Annotated in this window: 9 protein-coding genes and 1 pseudogene; 5 read left to right on the top strand and 5 right to left on the bottom strand. The window is 64.0% G+C overall.

Going from position 1 to position 22,414, the window contains the following annotated elements; genetic code table 11:
* Positions 1-170: 170 nt before the first annotated feature.
* The gene (locus HHL14_RS25770; protein WP_169500412.1) at positions 171-860 is read right to left on the bottom strand and encodes an OmpA family protein; all 690 of its coding nucleotides are present in this window, start codon (positions 858-860) and stop codon (positions 171-173) included.
* A 100-nt stretch (positions 861-960) separates the two neighbouring features.
* Here HHL14_RS25770 and HHL14_RS25765 point away from each other — a divergent pair, with 100 nt between their 5' ends.
* From HHL14_RS25765 to HHL14_RS25755, 3 genes are all read left to right on the top strand, one after another.
* The gene (locus HHL14_RS25765; protein ID WP_169500411.1) at positions 961-1,182 is read left to right on the top strand and encodes a hypothetical protein; all 222 of its coding nucleotides are present in this window, start codon (positions 961-963) and stop codon (positions 1,180-1,182) included.
* A gap of 184 nt (positions 1,183-1,366) precedes the next feature.
* Positions 1,367-2,149 carry an ABC transporter substrate-binding protein gene (locus tag HHL14_RS25760; protein ID WP_169500410.1) on the top strand — a complete coding sequence of 261 codons (783 nt, stop codon included), beginning with the start codon at positions 1,367-1,369 and terminating at the stop codon, positions 2,147-2,149.
* A gap of 366 nt (positions 2,150-2,515) precedes the next feature.
* A complete protein-coding gene (locus HHL14_RS25755) occupies positions 2,516-2,860 on the top strand; it encodes a DUF190 domain-containing protein (protein ID WP_169500409.1) in 345 nt (114 codons plus the stop codon).
* 24 nt (positions 2,861-2,884) lie between these two features.
* Here HHL14_RS25755 and HHL14_RS25750 read toward each other — a convergent pair whose 3' ends face one another.
* From HHL14_RS25750 to HHL14_RS25740, 3 genes are all read right to left on the bottom strand, one after another.
* The gene (locus HHL14_RS25750; RefSeq protein ID WP_169500408.1) at positions 2,885-4,297 is read right to left on the bottom strand and encodes a DUF2252 domain-containing protein; all 1,413 of its coding nucleotides are present in this window, start codon (positions 4,295-4,297) and stop codon (positions 2,885-2,887) included.
* A gap of 705 nt (positions 4,298-5,002) precedes the next feature.
* Complete coding sequence (locus tag HHL14_RS25745; RefSeq protein WP_169500407.1) at positions 5,003-5,725, bottom strand: EAL domain-containing protein; 723 nt, start codon at positions 5,723-5,725, stop codon at positions 5,003-5,005.
* Between the two features lie 316 nt (positions 5,726-6,041).
* Positions 6,042-6,455, bottom strand: a complete 414-nt coding sequence (locus HHL14_RS25740) for a response regulator (protein WP_169500406.1) — start codon at positions 6,453-6,455, stop codon at positions 6,042-6,044.
* Positions 6,456-7,179: 724 nt separating this feature from the next.
* On the opposite strand from HHL14_RS25740, the pseudogene HHL14_RS34000 reads away from it, so the two are divergent.
* Together HHL14_RS34000 and HHL14_RS25735 are read left to right on the top strand one after the other, a co-directional pair.
* Positions 7,180-7,293 (top strand): annotated as a pseudogene (locus HHL14_RS34000) (ESPR domain-containing protein); the annotation flags it as partial.
* Positions 7,294-7,404: 111 nt separating this feature from the next.
* Complete coding sequence (locus HHL14_RS25735) at positions 7,405-21,285, top strand: autotransporter-associated beta strand repeat-containing protein (protein ID WP_230413190.1); 13,881 nt, start codon at positions 7,405-7,407, stop codon at positions 21,283-21,285.
* Between the two features lie 162 nt (positions 21,286-21,447).
* Here the strand turns inward: HHL14_RS25735 and HHL14_RS25730 are convergent, their stop codons facing one another.
* Positions 21,448-22,167, bottom strand: coding sequence for a response regulator transcription factor (locus HHL14_RS25730; protein WP_169500404.1), 720 nt, complete (start codon positions 22,165-22,167; stop codon positions 21,448-21,450).
* Between the last annotated feature and the right edge of the window lie 247 nt (positions 22,168-22,414).

Here is a 22,414-nt window from a genome sequence, read left to right as displayed (position 1 = left end):
AAAAAGACCGTGTGCGCATTGATATGACGCGTGGCCGCTGCGAGTGTGGATGCGCTCGTGGGTGTGGAAATGTGAAAAGGCCGCCTTTCGGCGGCCTCGGAATAGTGGAGCGCAGGCGCGGTCAAATGTGCAGTACGGTCAGACCGCATGTGCAGAAATGAACGCGGCGTCTACTGATTGATCAGGATTTCTACACGCCGGTTCTGCGCGCGTCCCTGCGCCGTCGCATTGCTGGCGACCGGCTGCGCGTCGCCGTAACCGTGCACGTCGTAGCGATGGGCCCGCAGTCCGTGCGCGTCGAGGTAGTGCGCGACGGTCTGCGCGCGTCGTTGCGACAGGTCGAGATTCTGCGTAGTGGAGCCGCGCGAGTCGGTGTAGCCTTTGATCACGACCGTGTCGATCGTGACGCCGGCCGAGTTGGCGATCAGCTTGTCGAGTTGCTGCGTCGCGGCCGGTCGCAGCGTTGCTTGTGCGGTGTCGAAAGTCGCATCGCCGGCGAGCGACAGTTGCTGGGTCTTCGGCACGGGTGCGACCACCGGTGCGGCCGGTGCTGCCGCGGCGGGCTGCTCGGGCGTACCGCACTGGAACAGCAACTCGCGCTGATCCTTCTGGGCCGTGTGACCGACCGGCGAGATGCCTTCCAGCACATGCAGCTGGCCGCCGTCTTTCTCGCAGATGCGCTCCGCTTCGCGGCGGCAGGTCGCACCGTCTTCGAGCAAGCCGAGACAGGTGACTCGGTACGCGTGCTGGCCGTTATCGAGCTGCACGCTGTGGAGGCTATAGGTCAGCCCCGACGAGGACTGACATCCGGCGAGTCCGAGCCCGGCCAATACTACCGCGGCGGTGAGTGCCTTGACCATGCGATGCTCCTTCCGCGTTTCAGCGATATCGGAAATCGTGTGGTGATTTCCGATTGCCTGACGTCGATTAAATGAATTAGATTGATTGGATTTTTTTTCAATGAAGCGGGTGCGTAAATCTGTTGTTGAGTCTGTTGTTGCGCGGCACCCATTCATCGAAAAGTCTGGTCTCTTCGCGCTAAAGCGCTTTTTTGTGTCAAATCAGATCGCGATTGAATACAGCGGGAAAATCGGCCTGATTGATGGAATTCATTTTTTCATGAATCGTCGAAGCGGCGCGGGGCGGCTTTCAATCTTTAACAGCCGCGCCGTGGCCTTTTGAAGATGTTTAAACGATTGCCCGGAGGGAGGTTTGAACCGGCTCGATGCGCTTTGTAAGCTTATGCGTATCGCGCATGAATTGATTTTTTTAATGAATTTGTGCGGATAGGCGGATCACGGTCGAATGTCGGGTTTCGCGCGCGATGCGCGATCGGTTTTTTCTTCAGAAGAGTAAAGGAGCAACAATGAAAGCCATGCTGGCAACCCTGACGATTGCGCTTTTTGCCGTAGCGTCCGGCAGTGCAATTGCCAAGGACTGGTCGACGGTGCGCTTTGGCGTTGACGCGAGTTATCCGCCGTTCGAATCGAAAGCCGCCGACGGCAAGCTGGTCGGCTTCGACATCGATCTCGGCAATGAGATTTGCCGGCGTCTGAACGCGAAATGCGTATGGGTCGAGAATTCGTTTGACGGCATGATTCCCGCGCTAAAGGGCCGCAAATTCGACGGCGTGCTGTCGACGATGTCGATGACGCCTGCACGTCAGGCGCAGATCGGGTTTTCGTCGAAGGTGTTCCGCATTCCGACGCGTCTGGTCGCGAAGCAGGGTTCGCCGATCGAGCCGACGCCCGCCGCGCTGAAGGGCAAGCGCATCGGCGTCGAGCAGGGCTCGATTCAGGAAACCTATGCGAAAACCTATTGGGAGCCGGCCGGCGCCGTGATCGTGCCTTATCAGGATCAGGATCTGGTCTATTCGGATTTGCTTGCCGGTCGCATCGATGCGTCGTTGCAAAACGCCGTGCAGGCGGAAAAAGGCTTTTTGAGCACGCCGCGCGGGAAGGATTTCGCATTTGCCGGCAATCCGCTTTACGACGCGAAGACGCTTGGCAGCGGGACTGCAATCGGATTGCGTAAAGAAGATACCGATCTGCAAGCCAAAATCGACAAGGCGATTGCCGATATGCGCGCGGACGGCACTTACGACCGCATTGCGAAGAAATATTTCGATTTCGACGTGTACGGGCAGTAACAGTAACGGCAATCCGGTGATGGGGGATGGGGGATGGGGCGCTGGTGGGGCGGGCGGCATTTGTTTCGCCGCTCAGGGCAAGGAGGCGTCGGCCTGCCTCGATCTGGCTCGCAGGCACCCGCTGGAGCCCCGCTGGCACTCGGGCAACTGGCCACCTACACTTGTCTCATACCCGTCCCGCAACGGAAAGCGATTAGTCCATGAGCTTGGGCGCCTTTCCGCTGGCGCACTTCGCGGCAGCTCCGCTGCACCGCACGTTGCCGCTTACGGCAATAACCAAACGGGACGGCGCAATGTGAGGAAAGCGGCCGTCGATGCCACGCGTCGAGCGATTTCCGGCGCAGCCCGCATTGAGGAGGCACCGACATGCACGGCTATCAGCTCACGTTCTTCACCCAGCAGGGACGCAGCCATCATGGCAAGCCGCTCGCCGATTGGCTTGTGCGGCTCGCGAGCGAACTCGGTCTGCGCGGCGCGACCGTGATTCCGGCTTGCGAAGGCATCGGCCAGCATCATCGGATCCATTCCGCGCATTTCTTCGAGCTCGCGGATCAGCCGCTGTCCGTCGTGATGGCGGTGACGGACGACGAAGCCAGCCGGCTGTTCGACCGGCTGCGCGCCGAGCAACTCCATCTGTTCTACGTGAAGACGACGGCCGAGTTCGGGGTCGTCGGTGAAGATGACGGCGACGACGGCGCAACCCACAGCTAGCGCGTCGCCCCGAACCGTGCCCGGCTACGCGACGAAATCCGCCGCCATGTCCGCGTCGGTGCGCGCGTCCAGCCGACCGCTGCGGCACGCATTGCGGAATACCTCGTAGTCCTTCTCGACCTGATCGGCATAGGCGCGCGAGTAGAGAACCAGCGCCTCGATCATCTGATCGCCATTGCCGAGATAGCCGTCGACCTCGGTGGCGACGCCGCCGGCTTTCGCGTGGGCCCGCGCGAGCACCCAGCCGCACATGCCGGCGTACTGGCCGAACGTTTCCTTCGCGAACAGCTCGAGCGTTGCCGAGATCTTCATGTCGCGTAGCTGGCGACCATAGATCGCGCGTCCGAATGGACCCGAAGTCCAGCCGAGGAACGGATCGCTCGCGCCCTGCATCAACTGCTGTCCGTCGACCACGCGCTGTCCCTGATGCTTCGGCCCGTGCGCCTTGAAGTAGCGCGACACGACCGAGGTGGACGCCTCCTTGAACTGGATGAACAACGGCTTCTCGTGCTGGTCGACCATCAGCAGGATCAGGCAGCGCGTGCCGACGCTGCCGACGCCGACCACCTTGAACGCCATGTCCTGCATCGTGAAGTGATCGAGCAGCGTGCGGCGCACCGTGCCGAGCGACTTCAGATAGTTGTCGTAGATCGGCTTCATCAGCGTGCGCCAGTCGCCGAGGCCGATCCAGTCGTCCTTGTGCGTGAATAGCGTGTTTTTACCGTGCACGTGGAAGACGGTTGGCGGCACGTCACGGATTTGCCAGATGCCTTCGCGCCGGTTGGCGAGCTTGGGCAGAATCGTTTCGTGCGTGCGGCGCGACGCTTTAGCGATGCCGTTGCGGATCCGTTGGCGCGCGTCGGCGGTCGGCGAGAGCTCCTCGAGACGCGCGAACGTGATCAGCTCGCACCACAGCTCGAGCGGGCTCATCTGCGAGTACACCGAGGTCCAGTGCTGATAGCTCTGCACGGCGAGCGCCACGACTTCGTCGGCCATCCGATCGCCATGGCCGAGATGTCGGACCGCGATGTAGAGGCTCGCGACCAACCGCTTCAGATCCCATTCCCATGGGCCGACCGCGGTTTCGTCGAAGTCGTTGATGTCGAACACGAGCGCGCGCTCGGGCGTCGCGAAGCCGCCGAAATTCATCAGGTGGCAGTCGCCGCAGATCTGGAAATGAAAGCCGCTGTTCGCGGTGGCCGCGAGATCGTGCGCCTGGATGATGGCGCTGCCGCGGTAGAACGTGAACGGCGATGCGAGCATGCGGCCGTAGCGTAGCGGGACCAGCGTTTCGACGCGTCCCCGGCTGCTTTCGCGCAGCAGGCGGACCGGATCTCGATGGACGTTGCCGATGTCGGCGTGGGCGCTGCGTGGCGTGTTCTTGCGTGCGTTGCGACCGAGTGCTCGGCGCTCTGCGAGCGAGTCGGGTGGCGTCATCGTTTGCCCCTTGGAAATGCGGCGTTGTTCAATTCGTTTTGCTCACGACGAAAAACCTTGCCTGCACTCCCGCCGATGAAGTCCACCAGAGCGCTGTGAAGCGATCCGGCATTGGCGGGTCAACTATGCGATCGCGCCCGTCCTCTAGCGCGTCGGCCGCTGCTGGCAGCGGCGTCGCGGTACCGGTCTCGAGGGCTGTGGCGGGTCGCCTGTCTTGCCTGTTCGCACTCTAGCGTGTCCGCGCGGTTATTGCCATAGCGGGCGGCCCGTTATGTGCTTGGGGGTGAGAGATGGAGCGCGGGCGTGGAACCGATCGGTCGGAGCGGCTTGCTCCGAAGCGCAACGCAGGCGGGCGGCGGGTGCTCGCTTTCAGCGACGTAAGCAGCGAACCGAGAGGGAGTGAAGCATGCGTCCGGTTCTGGGGAACCCGCTGAGCGTGCTGTCGACGGGTGTGGCCGGTTTCCGGCTGCCAGCGCGCGAACGATAACGGCAACGAATCGCTGAGTCAGCGCAGCGGCAACAGGATAAGCAGGTCGACTAGTGTGAACGACGCGTCTCGCCTGGTGATGCGGCGAATCAGATGAACGGCGAGGCCGGAGTAGGGGAGGCGCTATGTCGGCAGCGAACGGCGCGGCGCCCTTTCGCCGTACGCCGCCGACGAGTTTGGCTTCTGCTACGCAGTAGTCCAACTCGCTCGGGGAGGCTTTACAGCTTCGGCAAGCCCGGCTGCGGCCGCGAATACGCGTAGCCCTGAGCCCATGCCTGCGGAAGCGTGGCGACCCATTCCACCTGCTCAGGCGTTTCGACACCTTCGATAATCGCCTGCGTGCCCAACGCTTCGAGAATGCGCAACACGCCGAGCAGCACGTCGGTCGATGCGCTCGAGGTCGGCACGCCTTGCAGCAGCTCACGCGCGATTTTCACCGCGTCGACCTTGATGTGGACGAGGTCCAGCACGGTCCACGAACCGCAGCCGAAGTCGTCGATAGCGATTCTGAAGCCCATTGCGCGAAGCGCCTGGATTTCTTCCACGAGTTCGTCGCACGGCGGATGCGGCTCGGTTTCGAGCAACTCGATCATCAGCGCTTCGGGCGCGCCGCCGCGAGCGAGGTAACGGGTTTCGAGAAGCTGCCGGAGCTTGCCGCCCAGCAGTTGCGACGGATAGGCGTTGAACGAGACGAATGCGGTGCGGTGCGCCTTCGGCAGCGCGCTCAGATCTGCGGCGATTTGCTCGACGACGAAGGCGGTGGCTGCCCACGCGACCTCGGCGTCTTCTTCGAGCACCTGAATGAACGCGCCGGGCTGCAGCCAGCCCCGCTCGGGGTGGTGCCAGCGCAGCAGCGCTTCGGCCCCGACTACCGCTGCGCCGCGGGCATTGACGATAGGCTGATAAGCGAGCGTGAACTCCCGATCTGCGAAGCCCCGCAAAACGCGCTGGCGCTGCCGGAAAGACGCGGTTTGGGCGGATTCGCCAAGACGGAACGGAGTGGGAGTTCGCGGAACTTCCCGAAAAGTGTTGATGTGCACGCTCGTTACCCCATGAGATTGAATCAGGCGTTTGCCTTGCAGTGCAAAGCAGCGGGGGGATGCGGTCCTGATTCGCTGCGTAGGATCAGCGTAAGAACGCTGTCGCACTTCTGCTGATGATTGCGGCCAATTATCCGAAGATACGCAGCGGCGGCCTATATGACACGTCCTAAATTGCGGATGTGGGAAAAGACGGGAAATGGCGGCGAAATGATGGTTAATGCATGCAAAAGACGTCTGATGGGCGTCTGAGCGCAATAATCGTCTGCGCTGCGTCGCCGACCGCTTCGATCAGTCGCCCGATTTCATCGGATTTTTGCACGATCGAGCAGACGCCTAGCCTTGAGGTTTTGCTGCTGAGATTGGGATCGTCGTCGGTGGTGAAGAGGACGATGGGTAGGGCGGGATAGCGGCGATGCAGGTCTGCGAGCAGCGTGACTCCTTCGAGATCGCTGTCGATGCGGGCGAGGTGATCTATTACTAGTACGTCGCATTGCATCGTGCTGAGCAACGCGTCGAGTTCGGTCGAGTTGCGCGCCGTGCCGGCAATATCGAAGCGCTCGAATTCCGACAACACGACCCCGACACCGGCTAGCACCGCGGGGTGCATGTCTGCCACGGCGACGTTCATTCTCATATGAGCTCCTGAGTCATGGATGGGTGGCAATGCACTGACCCTCAGTCATGAATCGAGTTTACGTGCTGCTTGTCACAGGCGGTCTAGGACTAGTCCTGGTTCTTTTACCTGATGATTCGTATGCGTACGATTTTCGAAGGCATATAAGAGCGTTCCATCAGAGTAGTCGCGACATCAATATGCGGCTCGGTTTAAACACGCTGGACTCAGCATCGCATTGTCGGGAGCGCAAAAATATCGCGGAGATCGGCGCTGTGGAACGGCTGAATTATTCAGGTAACCGGATCATTAAAATAATCGAGAGATAAGGAAATTCAATCGCATGCGCGCATGAATGGTGTTTTGACTTGATTCGTTATCCTCATATGGAAAATTGCTGTTGATGGTCACAGCATATCGAGTGATGTGCCGATGCGTTCAGCGCGAAAAATGCTGTGTGAGCAGAAACGGGCAACCCTGCACGACGGGGCCCGACATCCCGTAAGCATACCTGTATTTGCGAGGAGTTCTCGACTGTCATAAGGCAGACATCAACCCGCATGATGGCCGTCAGCTATTGTGCGGGTTGAGGACAACGAATGGATTTCCAGACAGGCTTCAATGCAGTATTCTTTTCCGAAGCATACTAATTCGGGAAAAAGCGCACTAGAACAAAATCGGTTGAAAATCAACCTAAAAAAACGATCGGTGAACTATCAACTTTGCATAGGGAATAGCCGTGAACAGAACCTACCGCAGTATCTGGAACGAAGCGTTGGGTAGCTGGGTGGCCGTATCGGAGTTGGTTTCATCGCATGTCAGACGCAGCTCGCGTTCACGGCGGCGCGCTGCGGGAGGGCTGGGAACCGTTGCCGACGACGCTGAAGGTGCAGAAGCGCGCACACCTGAAAATCAGGCGTTCGTTCGGCCTCTTCGATCGTTGTTGTTCGTGCAGGCGTCCAGTATGGCGTTTGCGTCCGCGGTGTCCGCGCAGGTCACGATTCCGACGGGAACCGATATCGGCACCTACCTGAACACCGGCACGAACTGGAGTGCCACCAGCACCCAGTTCAACCTGGGTGCGAATGCCACCTGGAATAACGTTGTTTATGTGAATAGCGCCGCGCATTCGATACTTTCGCTGGACGGCGCCGGCCATACGGTTACGCGTGCGGGTAATTACGTCGTTTATTACGACGGCTCAAGTATTAATCAGAATTCCGTCACGCTTTCGAATATCAATTTCGGGCAAACCGCTAATTCAGGAGTGGCAATTTTCTATAACGCCGGCGGCACGGTGACCTCGAATTTGTTCCTGAATAACGTAACCTTCAACGGGCTGCAGGGAGCATTCGGTAATATTTTTTATATGAATGGCACGACCGGCAGCACGATAATGAATATCACCGCCGGTACGGGCACCAATGGCGTCACGTTTTCCAATAACGTTTCGTCGGGAGATGGCGCGGGGGTCATCTCGATGTACGCCGGCAACATGAATTTTTACGGCGACTACACCTTCAATTCGAATTCCACCGGCAATTACGGCGGAGCGATCTCGATGTATCAGAGCCCCGGCGTGATGACGTTCTACGGCACGACGGCGTTCAACGGCAACTATTCGACGACCTACTTCGGCGGCGCGATCGATATCTGGGGCGGCGCATCGACGCTGACCTTTAACGGCGTCACGAGCTTCACGGGCAATTATGTGAATACCTCGGCCACCGGCTCGGGCAATCCGCGTGGCGGCGCGATCAACATCGGTTATACGAGTCCGGGAACGGGCGCTTCCGTGGTGCAATTCAATAACACGGTCACGTTCAACGGAAACTACATTGTGTCGACGGGCGCCGGCGGCATCGCCTATGGCGGTGCGATCAGCGCTTATGGCAACGGCGCGGCGTACAACTACCAATATATCTTCAACGCCGCGGCGATATTCGAAAACAACTATGTCGTCAAAGCCGGCACCGGAGCGGGCGGCGGTTATGGCGGTGCGATTTACTACGATGCATCGGGAGCGCTGGTCAGCCTGACTTCGGGCACGCAGTTTCTGAATAACTATGCATCGACCAGCGGCGGCGCAATCTATCTTCAGTCCGGCACGATCACGCTGAATGCGCTGACCGACAATATCCTGTTTCAGGGCAACCGGCAGGGCGCGACTTTCGGCACATCGGGTAATTACGCGCCAGTCCCGGGAACCGGCACCCCGAATGCGATTTATCTCGGCTCGTCGGGCAACCTGAATCTGAATGCCAATGCCGGCTATCAGATCCAGTTCTACGATCCGATTTCGTCGATTGCCGGCTCGACCGTAACCGTGACGAAATCCGGCAACGGCGAGGTCATTTTCTACGGCGATAACGGCGCGACCACCAATTACGATTCCACGATTCAGGCGAATACCACCGTCAGCGGCGGCTATTTCACGTTGGCCAATGGCGTCAATTACGGCAACACGGCGGCCGGTGTCTTCACGGTTACGACCGACAGCGGTGCCGGCACCGCGGGCACGGTGCGCGGCGGTGGCGGCTCGAGTCTGCGCGCGCTGACCCTCACCGTGCAGAGCGGCGGCACGGTCGCCGTCACCGACGGCACCTTCACCGTGAACGTCGGCACGATCAACGTGCAGAGCGGCGGCCAGTTCGCCGGCAATGGCACGCTGGCCGCGACCAGCCACATCAACATCGCGGGCACCACAATCGCGAACGTCAGTGCCGGCAACACGCTGAACATCAGCGGCCTGCTCGCGGGCGCCGGCGGCATCACCGCGCAGGGCGGCGGCACGCTCGAGCTGTCGAACGCGGGCAATACCTACACCGGCGCCACCACGGTGGTCGCGGGATCGACGCTGCTCGGTGGCGTGGCGAATGCGTTTGCGACGAGCGGCAGCGTGGCGGTCAACGGCACGCTCGATCTGAGCCAGAACAACCCGAATCAGACCGCCAACAACCTGTCCGGCAGCGGCGCGATCCAGCTCGGTTCGGCCACGCTGACGGCCGTCAACGGCGCGACGAACACGACGTATGCCGGCACTATTGCCGGTACTGGTGTGCTGAACAAGACCGGTACGGGCACGCTGACGTTGTCGGGCACGGGCAGCACGTATAGCGGCGGGACCACGATCGGCGCGGGCACGCTGGTCGCGACCAACGGCGGCGCGCTCGGCACTGGGGCGGTGAGCAACGCGACGACGCTGCAACTGGACTTCGCGTCGAATAGCACGCTCGTGAACCAGCTGACCGGATCAGGTGTACTGAACAAAACGAGCGCGGGCATCGCGACGCTGACCGGTGTGAATTCGACGCAGAGCGCGGTAACGGTCGCGGCCGGCACGCTCGATTTCGGGCAGAGCGGCGTTTTCGCGGTCACGGGTGGTCTCAGCACGAGCAGCGGCGCGACGACGCAACTCGACGCGAATGCCCAGTTGACGCTCGGCACCACGTTGACGCAGGCGGCTGGCGCGACGTTGAACGTGAACGTCGGTTCGGCCAATGAGCCGTTGATCAGCGCGACATCCGCGTCGCTCAACGGCACGTTGAACATCGCGAGCTGGGCGGGGACGGCGCCGTCGTCGGCCAGCGCACTGCCTTCGACGCAATACACGATTCTTCATACGACGGGTGGCATTACCGGCAACTTCAGCGCGATCACCTACGATGCGGTGAGCCCGGTCGATTATCTGACGCTCGCCGCGCAGCGAAGCGCGAACGGCCTCGATTACAACGTCGGCTTCGGCCTGACGTGGCAGGCGGGGACGACGCTGGGCAATGGCACGTTCACGCTGACGAATGCCACGGATGTGTTCAATGTCGACGTGGCATTGGCGAACGAAGCGGCCTCGGCAACTGGTTGGGACGGCACGGATCTGACGAAGGCCGGTGCGGGCACATTGACGCTGTCCGCGCTGAACACATATACGGGCACGACCACAGTCAATGCCGGCACACTGGCGATGGGTATCGCGAACGCGATCGCATCGAGTTCGGCGGTGACGGTGAACGGCGGCGCGACGCTGGCGTTGCAGGACTTCTCGCAGACGGTGAACGATCTGTCCGGTGCGGGGGCGGTGACGCTGGGTTCATCAGCCGCAACCGTGCTGACGGCGAACAACACGGCGGCCACGACCTTCTCCGGCGTCATCAGCGGCGCGGGTAGCGTGGATAAAACCGGCACTGCCGCTCTGACGCTCTCCGGCGCCAACACCTACAGCGGTGGCACAACGGTGACCGCCGGCACGCTGATCGCCACCAGCGGTAGCGCGCTCGGCACAGGCGCCGTCACCAACGACGCCGCGCTGCAACTCGACTTCGCGACCAACAGCACGCTGGCCAATACGTTGTCCGGCACCGGCAGCCTGACGAAGACCAGCGCCGGCACGGCCACGCTCACCGCAGCTAGCTCGACCCAGGGCGCGGTCTCGGTGAACGCTGGCACGCTGCAGTTCTCGCAAGGCGGCGCGTTCAACGCAGCGAGCTACACGACGCAAACCGGTGCGACGACCGGCATCGGGTCGACCTCGCAACTGTCGACGACCGGCGCATTCACGCAGGCCACGGGCTCGACGCTCGACGTCGCGCTCGGCGCGAATAGCCCGGCGATCACCGCGGCGACGGCATCGCTCGCGGGCACGTTGAACGTGACCGGCTTCTCGGCGACCGCGCCGACCTTGGCGAGCGCGCTGCCCGGCACGCAGTACACGATCGTCCATACGACAGGCGGCGTCAGTGGCGACTTCAGCACGATTTCACTGGGCGGCGCGTCGAGTTCGGTCGATTACCTGACACTGGCGGCGCGCGCGAGCGCGAATGGCCTGGATTACAACGTGGGTTATGGCCTGACGTGGCAGGCGGGCACGACGCTGGGCAATGGCACGTTCACGCTGACGAATGCGGCGGATGCGTTCAACGTCGACGTGGCGCTCGGCAACGAAGCGGCCTCGGCAACTGGTTGGGACGGCACGGATCTGACGAAGGCCGGTGCGGGCACATTGACGCTGTCGGCGTTGAACACCTATACCGGCACGACCACAGTCAACGCCGGCACACTGGCGATGGGTATCGCGAACGCGATCGCATCGAGTTCGGCGGTGACGGTGAACGGCGGCGCGACGCTGGCGTTGCAGGACTTCTCGCAGACGGTGAACGATCTGTCCGGTGCGGGGGCGGTGACGCTGGGTTCATCAGCCGCAACCGTGCTGACGGCGAACAACGCCGCGGCGACGACCTTCTCAGGCGTCATCAGCGGCGCGGGCAGTGTGGATAAAACCGGCACTGCCGCTCTGACGCTGTCGGGCGCCAACACGTACAGCGGCGGCACGACGATTGGCGCCGGCACGCTGATCGCCACGAGCGGTAGCGCGCTCGGCAGCGGCGCCGTTACGAACGACGCCGCGCTGCAACTCGACTTCGCCTCCAACAGCACGCTGGCCAATACGTTGTCCGGCACCGGCAGCCTGACGAAGACCAGCGCCGGCACGGCCACACTCACCGCGGCGGGTTCGACCCAGGGCGCGGTCTCGGTCAACACCGGCACGCTGCAGTTCTCGCAGGCCGGCGCGTTCAACGCAGTGAGCTACACGACGCTAAGCGGCGCGACGACCGGCATCGGCGGCACGTCGCAACTGTCGACGACCGGTGCATTCACGCAGGCCACCGGCTCGACGCTCGACGTCGCACTCGGCGCGAATAGCCCGGCGATCACCGCGGCGACGGCATCGCTCGCGGGCACGTTGAACGTGACCGGCTTCTCGGCGACCGCGCCGACCTTGGCGAGCGCGCTGCCCGGCACGCAGTACACGATCGTCCATACGACAGGCGGCGTCAGTGGCGACTTCAGCACGATTTCACTGGGCGGCGCGTCGAGTTCTGTCGATTACCTGACACTGGCGGCGCGCGCGAGCGCGAATGGCCTGGATTACAACGTCGGCTTCGGCCTGACGTGGCAGGCGGGGACGACGCTGGGCAATGGCACGTTCACGCTGACGAATGCCACGGATGCGTTCAACGTCGACGTGGCGCTCGGCAACGAAGCGGCCTCGGCAACTGGTTGGGACGGCACGGATCTGACCAAGGATGGCGCCGGGACGCTGACGCTGTCGGCGTTGAACACCTATACCGGCACGACTACAGTCAACGCCGGCACGCTGACGATGGGCATCGCGAACGCGATCGCATCGAGTTCGGCGGTGACGGTGAACGGCGGCGCGACGCTTGCATTGCTGGACTTCTCGCAGACGATCAACGACCTGTCGGGCGCGGGTGTGGTGACGCTGGGTTCATCAGCCGCAACCGTGCTGACGGCGAACAACACGGCCGCGACGACGTTCTCCGGCGTCATCAGCGGCGCGGGTAGTGTGGATAAAATCGGCGCTGCCGCTCTGACGCTCTCCGGCGCCAACACCTACAGCGGTGGCACAACGGTGACCGCCGGTACGCTGATCGCCACCAGCGGTAGCGCGCTCGGCACAGGCGCCGTCACGAACGACGCCGCGCTGCAACTCGACTTCGTGACCAACAGCACGCTGGCCAATACGTTGTCCGGCACCGGCAGCCTGACGAAGACCAGCGCCGGCACGGCCACACTCACCGCGGCGGGTTCGACCCAGGGCGCGGTCTCGGTCAACACCGGCACGCTGCAGTTCTCGCAGGCCGGCGCATTCAACGCGTCGAGCTACACGACGCTAAGCGGCGCGACGACCAGCATCGGCGGCACGTCGCAACTGGCGATGACCGGCGCGTTCACCCAGGCCGCCGGCTCCACGCTCGACGTCGCGATCGGCTCGAACAATCCGATCATCAGCGCGGGCTCGGCTACGCTGAGCGGCGCGCTGAACGTGACCGGCTTTTCGGCGACCGCGCCGACGTCGGCGAGTGCGTTGCCCGGCACGCAGTACACGATCATCCACACGACAGGCGGCGTCACTGGCGACTTCACTTCGATCTCGCTGGGCGGCGCGGCGAGTTCTGTCGATTACCTGACACTGGCCGCGCGCGCGAGTGCGAACGGCCTCGATTACAACGTTGGCTTCGGCCTGACGTGGCAGGCGGGCACGACGCTGGGCAACGGCACGTTCACGCTGGCGAATGCGGCGGATACGTTCAACGTCGACGTGGCGCTGGCGAACGAAGCGGCCTCGTCGACCGGGTGGGACGGCACGGATCTGACCAAGGATGGCGCCGGGACGCTGACGCTGTCGGCGTTGAACACCTATACCGGCACGACTACAGTCAACGCCGGCACACTGGCGATGGGTATCGCGAACGCGATCGCATCGAGTTCGGCGGTGACGGTGAACGGCGGCGCGACGCTTGCATTGCTGGACTTCTCGCAGACGATCAACGACCTGTCGGGCGCTGGTGCGGTGACGCTGGGTTCCTCAGCCGCAACCGTGCTGACGGCGAACAACGCAGCCGCGACGACCTTCTCCGGCGTCATCAGCGGCGCGGGTAGTGTGGATAAAATCGGCGCTGCCGCTCTGACGCTCTCCGGCGCCAACACCTACAGTGGTGGCACAACGGTGACCGCCGGTACGCTGATCGCCACCAGCGGTAGCGCGCTCGGCACAGGCACCGTCACCAACGACGCCGCGCTACAACTCGACTTCGCGTCCAACAGCACGCTGGCCAACACGTTGTCCGGCACCGGCAGCCTGACCAAGACCGGCACCGGCACGGCCACACTCACCGCGGCGGGTTCGACCCAGGGCGCGGTCTCGGTCAACACCGGCACGCTGCAGTTCTCGCAGGCCGGCGCATTCAACGCGTCGAGCTACACGACGCTAAGCGGCGCGACGACCAGCATCGGCGGCACGTCGCAACTGGCGATGACCGGCGCGTTCACCCAGGCCGCCGGCTCCACGCTCGACGTCGCGATCGGCTCGAACAATCCGATCATCAGCGCGGGCTCGGCTACGCTGAGCGGCGCGCTGAACGTGACCGGCTTTTCGGCGACCGCGCCGACGTCGGCGAGTGCGTTGCCCGGCACGCAGTACACGATCATCCACACGACAGGCGGCGTCACTGGCGACTTCAGTTCGATCGCGTTGGGCGGTGCGTCGAGTCCCGTCGATTACCTGACACTGGCCGCGCGCGCGAGTGCGAACGGCCTCGATTACAACGTTGGCTTCGGCCTGACGTGGCAGGCGGGCACGACGCTCGGCAACGGCACGTTCACGCTGACGAATGCGGCGGATGCGTTCAACGTCGACGTGGCGCTCGGCAACGAAGCGGCCTCGGCAACTGGTTGGGACGGCACGGATCTGACCAAGGATGGCGCCGGGACGCTGACGCTGTCGGCGTTGAACACCTATACCGGCACGACCACAGTCAACGGCGGCACGCTGGCGATGGGCGTCACGAACGCGATCGCATCGAGTTCGGCGGTGACGGTGAACGGCGGTGCGACACTGGCATTGCAGGACTTCTCGCAGACGCTGGACGACCTGTCGGGCGCGGGTGTGGTGACGCTGGGTTCCTCAGCCTCGACCGTACTGACCGCGAACAACGCAGCGGACACGACGTTCTCCGGCGTAATCAGCGGCGCGGGCAGCGTCGATAAAACCGGCACTGCCGCCCTGACGCTCTCCGGCGCCAATACGTACAGCGGCGGCACGACGATTGGCGCCGGCACGCTGATCGCCACGAGCGGTAGCGCGCTCGGCAGCGGCGCAGTCACCAACGACGCCGCGCTACAACTCGACTTCGCGTCCAACAGCACGCTGGCCAACACGTTGTCCGGCACCGGCAGCCTGACCAAGACCGGCACCGGCACGGCCACACTCACCGCGGCGGGTTCGACCCAGGGCGCGGTCTCGGTCAACACCGGCACGCTGCAGTTCTCGCAGGCCGGCGCATTCAACGCGTCGAGCTACACGACGCTAAGCGGCGCGACGACCAGCATCGGCGGCACGTCGCAACTGGCGATGACGGGCGCATTCACGCAGGCCGCCGGCTCGACGCTCGACGTCGCGATCGGTGCGAACAGTCCGGCCATCAGCGCCGCCTCGGCGACGCTGAATGGCGTGCTCAACATCGCCGGCTTCACGTCGGCCGAGCCCACGTCGGCGAGCGCGCTGCCGGGCACGCAGTACACGATCATTCACACGACGAGCGGCATCACCGGCGACTTCAGTTCGATCACGCTGGGCGGTGCGTCGAGTTCGGTCGATTACCTGACGCTCGCCGCACAACGCAGCGCCGATACGCTGGACTACAACGTCGGCTTCGGCCTGACATGGCAGGCTGGCGCGACGCTCGGCAACGGCACGTTCACGCTGGCGAATGCGGCGGACGCGTTCAACGTCGATGTCGTGCTGGCGAACGAGGCGGCCTCGTCGACCGGGTGGGACGGCACGGATCTGACGAAGGCGGGCGCGGGCACGCTGACACTGTCAGCGGTGAACACCTACACGGGCACGACCACAGTCAACGCCGGCACACTGGCGATGGGCATCGCGAACGCGATCGCGACAAGCTCAGCGGTAACGGTGAACAGCGGTGCGACGCTGGCATTGCAGGATTTCTCGCAGACGGTGAACGATCTGTCGGGCGCCGGTGCGGTGACGCTGGGCTCGTCGGCCTCGACCGTACTGACGGCGAGCAACGCAGCGGACACGACGTTCTCCGGCGTAATCAGCGGCGCGGGCAGCGTCGATAAAGCCGGCACTGCCGCCCTGACGCTCTCCGGCGCCAACACGTACAGCGGCGGAACGACGGTTAGCGCCGGCACATTGATCGCCACCAGTGGCAGCGCACTAGGCACAGGCACCGTCACGAACGACGCCGCGCTGCAACTCGACTTCGCGTCCAACAGCACACTGGCCAACACGTTGTCCGGCACCGGCAGCCTGACCAAGACCGGCACCGGTGTGGCCACGCTGACCGCAACAGGCTCGACCCAGGGCGCAGTATCGGTGAGCACCGGCACCCTGCAGTTCTCGCAGGCCGGCGTGTTCAACGCGTCGAGCTACACGACGCAAACCGGTGCGACGACCAGTATCGGCTCGACCTCGCAACTGTCGACGACGGGCGCGTTCACGCAGGCCGCTGGCTCGACGCTCGACGTCGCGATCGGTGCGAACAGTCCGGCCATCAGCGCCGCCTCGGCGACGCTGAATGGCGTGCTCAACATCGCCGGCTTCACGTCGGCCGAGCCCACGTCGGCGAGCGCGCTGCCGGGCACGCAGTACACGATCATTCACACGACGGGCGGCATCACCGGCGACTTCAGTTCGATCGCGTTGGGCGGTGCGTCGAGTTCGGTCGATTACCTGACGCTGGCCGCACAACGCAGCGCCGATACGCTGGACTACAACGTCGGCTTCGGCCTGACATGGCAGGCCGGCGCGACACTCGGCAACGGCACGTTCACGCTGGCGAACGCAACGGATGCGTTCAACGTCGATGTGGTGCTGGGCAACGAGGCGGCCTCGTCGACCGGGTGGGACGGCACGGATCTGACGAAGGCGGGCGCGGGCACGCTGACACTGTCAGCGGTGAACACCTACACGGGCACAACTACAGTCAACGGCGGCACACTGGCGATGGGCGTCGCGAATGCGATCGCATCGAGTTCGGCGGTAGCGGTGAACAGCGGCGCGACGTTAGCGTTGCAGGACTTCTCGCAGACACTGAACGATCTATCGGGCGCGGGGACGGTGACGCTGGGTTCATCGAACGCCACGGTACTGACGGCGAACAACACGGCGGCGACGACTTTCTCCGGCGTCATCAGCGGCGCGGGCAGCGTCGACAAAACCGGCGCGGGTGCGCTGACGCTCTCGGGCAACAACACCTACAGCGGCGGCACGACGGTGAGCGCCGGCACGCTCGTCGCGACGAACGGCAACGCGCTCGGCAGCGGCGCCGTCACGAATAACGCCGCGCTGCAACTCGACTTCGCATCCGACAGCACGCTTGCCAACGCGTTGTCCGGTACCGGCAGCGTGACCAAGACCGGCGCCGGCACCGCCACGCTCACTGCTGCGGGGTCGACGGAAGGCGCGGTGTCGGTGAATGCCGGCACACTCGCCTTCGAGCAAACCGGCGTGTTCAACGCAGCGAGCCTGACGACCGCGAGCGGCGCGACGACCAACATCGGCCCGAATGCGCAACTGTCGATCAGCGGCGCGCTCGACCAGGCCGCCGGCTCGACGCTGAACCTCACGATCGGCTCGAACGACCCGGTCATCACGACGGGCACGGCCACGCTCGCCGGTACGCTGAACGTGGCCGGCTTTACCGCGAGCGCTCCGACCTCGGCGAGCGCGCTGGCCGGCACGCAATACACGCTGATTCACACGACGGGCGGCATCCCGAGCGATTTCGGCACGGTCAATCTCGGCGGCGCGTCGAGCCCGGTCGACTATCTGACGCTGTCCGCGCACACGAGCGCCGATCTGCTCGACCTCGAAGTCGGTTTCGATTTGACGTGGCAGGAAGGGACGACGCACGGTAACGGCACATTCACGCTGGCGAACGCGGCGGATGCGTTCAACGTCGACGTGGCGCTGGCGAACGAGGCGGCATCGGCAACCGGATGGAACGGTACGGATCTGACGAAGGCGGGGGCGGGCACGCTGACGCTATCGGCGGTGAACAGCTACACCGGCACGACCACGGTCAACGGCGGCACGCTCGCGATGGGTATTGCCAACGCGATCGCATCGAGTTCGGCGGTCACGGTGAACAGCGGCGCGACACTCGCGTTGCAGGACTTCTCGCAGACGCTGAACGATCTGTCGGGCGCGGGAGCGGTGACGCTGGGTTCATCGAGCGCCACGGTACTGAGCGCAAACAACACGGCGGCGACGACCTTCTCCGGTACGATCAGCGGCGCGGGCAGCGTCGATAAAACCGGCACGGCTGCACTGACGCTCTCGGGCAATAACACCTACAGCGGCGGCACGACGGTGAGCGCCGGCACGCTCGTCGCGGCGAACGGCAACGCCCTCGGCAGCGGCGCCGTCGCCAACAATGCCGCGCTGCAACTCGATTTCGCATCCGATAGCACGCTTGCCAACACGTTGTCCGGCACCGGCAGCCTGACCAAAACCGGAGCCGGCACCGCGACGCTGACCGCGACGGGCTCGACGCAAGGCGCGGTCTCGGCCGCCGCCGGCACGCTGGAGTTCGCGCAAAACGGCGTGTTCAACGCGTCCGACTACACGACGCAAAGCGGTGCGACGACCAGCATCGGCGGCAATTCGCAACTGGCCGCGAGCGGCACCTTCACCGAAGCGGCCGGCTCGACGCTGGACGTCACGCTCGGCACGAACAATCCGGTCATCACCGCGAATACCGCGACATTGGGAGGAATACTGAACATCGCGGGCTTCGCGGCCGATGCGCCCTCGTCGGCGAGCGCGCTGACGTCGACGCGCTTCACGATCGTCAGCACGACCGGCGGCATCAGCGGCGACTTCAGCGGGATTACGCTCGGCAGCGCGGCGAGCCCGGTCGATTATCTGGTGCTCGCCGCTGGCGCGACGGGCCGCAGCGTGAACAATCTGCTGTACACGGTCGGCTTCGGGCTCGCGTGGCAGGCGGGCTCGACCGCGGGCAACGGCACCTTCACGCTGGAGAACGCGTCGGATGCGTTCAACGTCGACGTCGCGCTCGCGAACCAGACGGCGTCGGCGACCGGCTGGAACGGCATGGACCTGACCAAGGCCGGCGCAGGCACGCTGACGCTGTCGGCGCTGAACAGCTACACCGGCACGACCACGGTCAACAGCGGCACGCTCGCGATGGGCATCGCGAATGCGATCGCATCGAGTTCGGCGGTCACGGTGAATAGCGGCGCGACGCTCGCGCTGCAGGACTTCTCGCAGACGGTCAACAACCTGTCCGGCGCGGGCGCGATCACGCTCGGCTCGCAGGCGTCGACCGTGCTGACCGCGAACAACACGGCGGCGACAACTTTCTCCGGCGCGATCAGCGGCGCGGGCGGCCTGAGCAAGACCGGCGCGGGCGCGTTGACGCTGACGGGCACGAACACCTACGGCGGCGGCACGACGATTTCGGCCGGCACGCTGAACGGCTCGGCGACGAGCTTCGGCAGCGGCTCGATCATGAATAACGCCGCGCTCGTGATCGACCAGCCGGTCAATGCGGCACTCGCGAATTCGATCAACGGCACCGGCACATTGACGAAGACCGGCGCGGGCTCGCTGAATCTGACCGGCGACAGCATGCTGACCGGCGCGACCACGGTGGCGGCCGGCCGGCTCGCGGTGAACGGCTCGCTGGTGCGCTCGGCGGTGACCGTGCAGAACGGCGCGACGCTCGGCGGCAACGGCACGGTCGGGCAGATCACGATCCAGAGCGGCGGCACGATCGGCCCGGGCAACTCGATCGGCAAGCTGACGATCAACGGCGGCTTCACGCAGGCGTCCGGCTCGACCTATCAGGTCGAACTGGATCCGAACAGCACGTCGTCGGACCTGATTCACGTGAACGGCGCGGCGTCGATCGCCCAGGGCGCGGTGCTCGACGTGATCAAGTACTACCCCGGCGAGTACTCGGCGGCATCGAACTACACGGTGCTGAGCGCGACCGGCGGCGTGACCGGCACCTATACGCTGACCGGCGCGACGAGCGGCGCGTTCTACGATCTGGTGGATAGCTACGACGCCGACAACGTGTACCTGAAAGCGGTGCGGGTGCGCAGTTTCGTCGATGCGGCCCGCACGCCGAACCAGCGTGCCGCGGCCGGCGGGCTGGAAAATCTGCCCGACGGCAATGCGCTGAAGGCGGCGGTCGCGGCCCTCGCGAACGATACCGAAGCGCAGGCCGCCTACGATCAGGTGTCCGGAGAAATCCACGCGTCGGTCAAATCGGCGCTGATCGACGACAGCCGTTACATTCGCGACGTCGCGATCGAGCGCGTGCGGCAAAGCTTCTGCCTGCCGGGCGGCAGCGCGAACCCGATCGCGACCTCGTCGGCGAACGCGGCGCCGGGCGCGATGTCCGCGCCCTCCGCATCGGGCGGCGAATGCGCGGCGCGCGAAGGCGACCTGGTCGGCTGGGCGCACGTGTTCGGCGGCTGGGGCCATATGAACGGCGACGGCAACGCGGCGACGCTGCGTCAGAACACCGGCGGCTTCCTGATCGGCGCGGACACGCTGGTCGCGCAGCGCTGGCGGGTCGGCGCGCTCGCCGGCTATAGCGGCACGAGCTTCAACGTCGACGACCGCAATTCGTCCGCAAGCAGCGACAACTACCACGTCGGCGTGTATGGCGGCTCGCAGTGGGGCGCGCTCGGCGTGCGCGCGGGCGCCGCCTACACGTGGCATTCGATCGACACCACGCGCTCGCCGGTCTTCACCGGCTATTCCGACCGGCTGACCGCCGGCTACAACGCGCACACCATCCAGGTGTTCGGCGACGTCGGCTACCGGATTCCGCTGCGGCAGATGTCGATCGAACCGTTCGCGAGCATCGCCTACGTCAATCTGCACACCGATGCATTCAACGAGCAGGGCGGCCTCGCGGCCCTGCACGCGGACAGCGGCAGCACGAATTCGACGTTCTCGACGCTCGGCATCCGCCAGTCGATCGATCTGGCGTTGCGCAACGGCACGGTGATGACGGCCAGCGCGACGCTCGGCTGGCAGCACGCGTTCGGCAACGTGGTGCCGGTGTCGGCGCTCGCGTTCGCTGGCGGCAGTCCGTTCGACGTCGCCGGCGTGCCGATCGCGCGCAATGCGGCGCTCGTCGAGGCGGGGCTGGACTTCCGGGTCACGCGCAATGCGTCGCTCGGCATCACCTATCGCGGCCAGTTCGGCAGCGGTACGACGAATCAGTCTGTGCAGGGGGCGCTCAAGGTGCAGTTCTGAGCGTGAAGAGGGCGATGGTGGGGCGGTTGGAGGTGGTGGCGCGCGGCGTGGTAGCGATGCCGCCGCGACTGTGGCCGGGGTTGAACGTGGCGGGGTGAGCGTTTGCCCAGTGGCGTAGGGCGGGCCGGTGGGGTGTCGGGCCAACCCGCGCTATAGCCCGCGTCACAAGCCGTTGTCGGCGTTGTCCGGATTGCCGGCGTTCTCGGCGGACGCGTCGCTGTCCGGCGTCGACGGCGGCGTACCGTCGATGCCCATCTCCCACGCATAGCGGAACAGTTCCGCATCGCGTACGATGCCGAGTTTTTTCATCGCCGTGGTCTTCTGCGAGCTGATGGTTTGCTTGCTGCGGTTCAGCTTTTTCGCGATTTCGCCGATCGACATGCCCGACACGTAAAAACGGATCACTTCGATCTCGCGCTTGGACAGCGCGACGCGTTCGTCCTGTTTGCTGGTCGGGGCTCTGAGGCTGTGCTCATGGCGCGAGCTTTCGGTCGGGAAATAGATCGCGTTGGCATAGACCGCGTGAATCGCGGAGACCAGACGATCGAGGTCGTCGGTCTTGTTCAGGTAGGAATGCACGCCGAGCCGCGCGACCTCGCGCACGATAGCCGGATTGTCGACCATCGTGAAGACGATGATCTTCAGGTCGGGATAGCGGCGTCGCAGGTAGGACAGCAGCGTGATGCCGTCGCCATAGGCGCCGTTCGGCATCGCGTAGTCGGCGACCAGGACGTCGCACGGAACCGTTTCGAGCAGTTGGACGATCTCGCTGGAGTTTTGCGCAGTGCCGGTGACCTTGATCGTCTTGACCGGCTCGAGCGCGTACTTGACGCCGGCGACGAGTGCGGGATGATCGTCGGCAAGCACGACGTTGATTTGCATGAAAGACCCTTATGGCTAGCTCGGCTGAGCAATTTTGAGACAAGTATAGACCGTGGGAATCTCGTATTTGCGTAGCGGGTAGAGGAATTGACTTTGCTTAACGTTTGCTAGATTGCAATTTTAAGAGAAATACGATATGGAATAGGACATGTCTGTATTTTTTTCATATCTAACTGATACTTGTCCTATTTTTTCAATTTGACAAGTTTTATTCTGCACTGGATCAATTGACCACAATATTGGGGAA

The sequence above is a fragment of the Paraburkholderia antibiotica genome (assembly GCF_012927125.1).
In the GTDB taxonomy this organism is placed as follows: domain Bacteria; phylum Pseudomonadota; class Gammaproteobacteria; order Burkholderiales; family Burkholderiaceae; genus Paraburkholderia; species Paraburkholderia antibiotica.
Note: the sequence above shows the minus strand (reverse complement) of the source record. Positions and strands in the feature narration are given on the sequence as shown.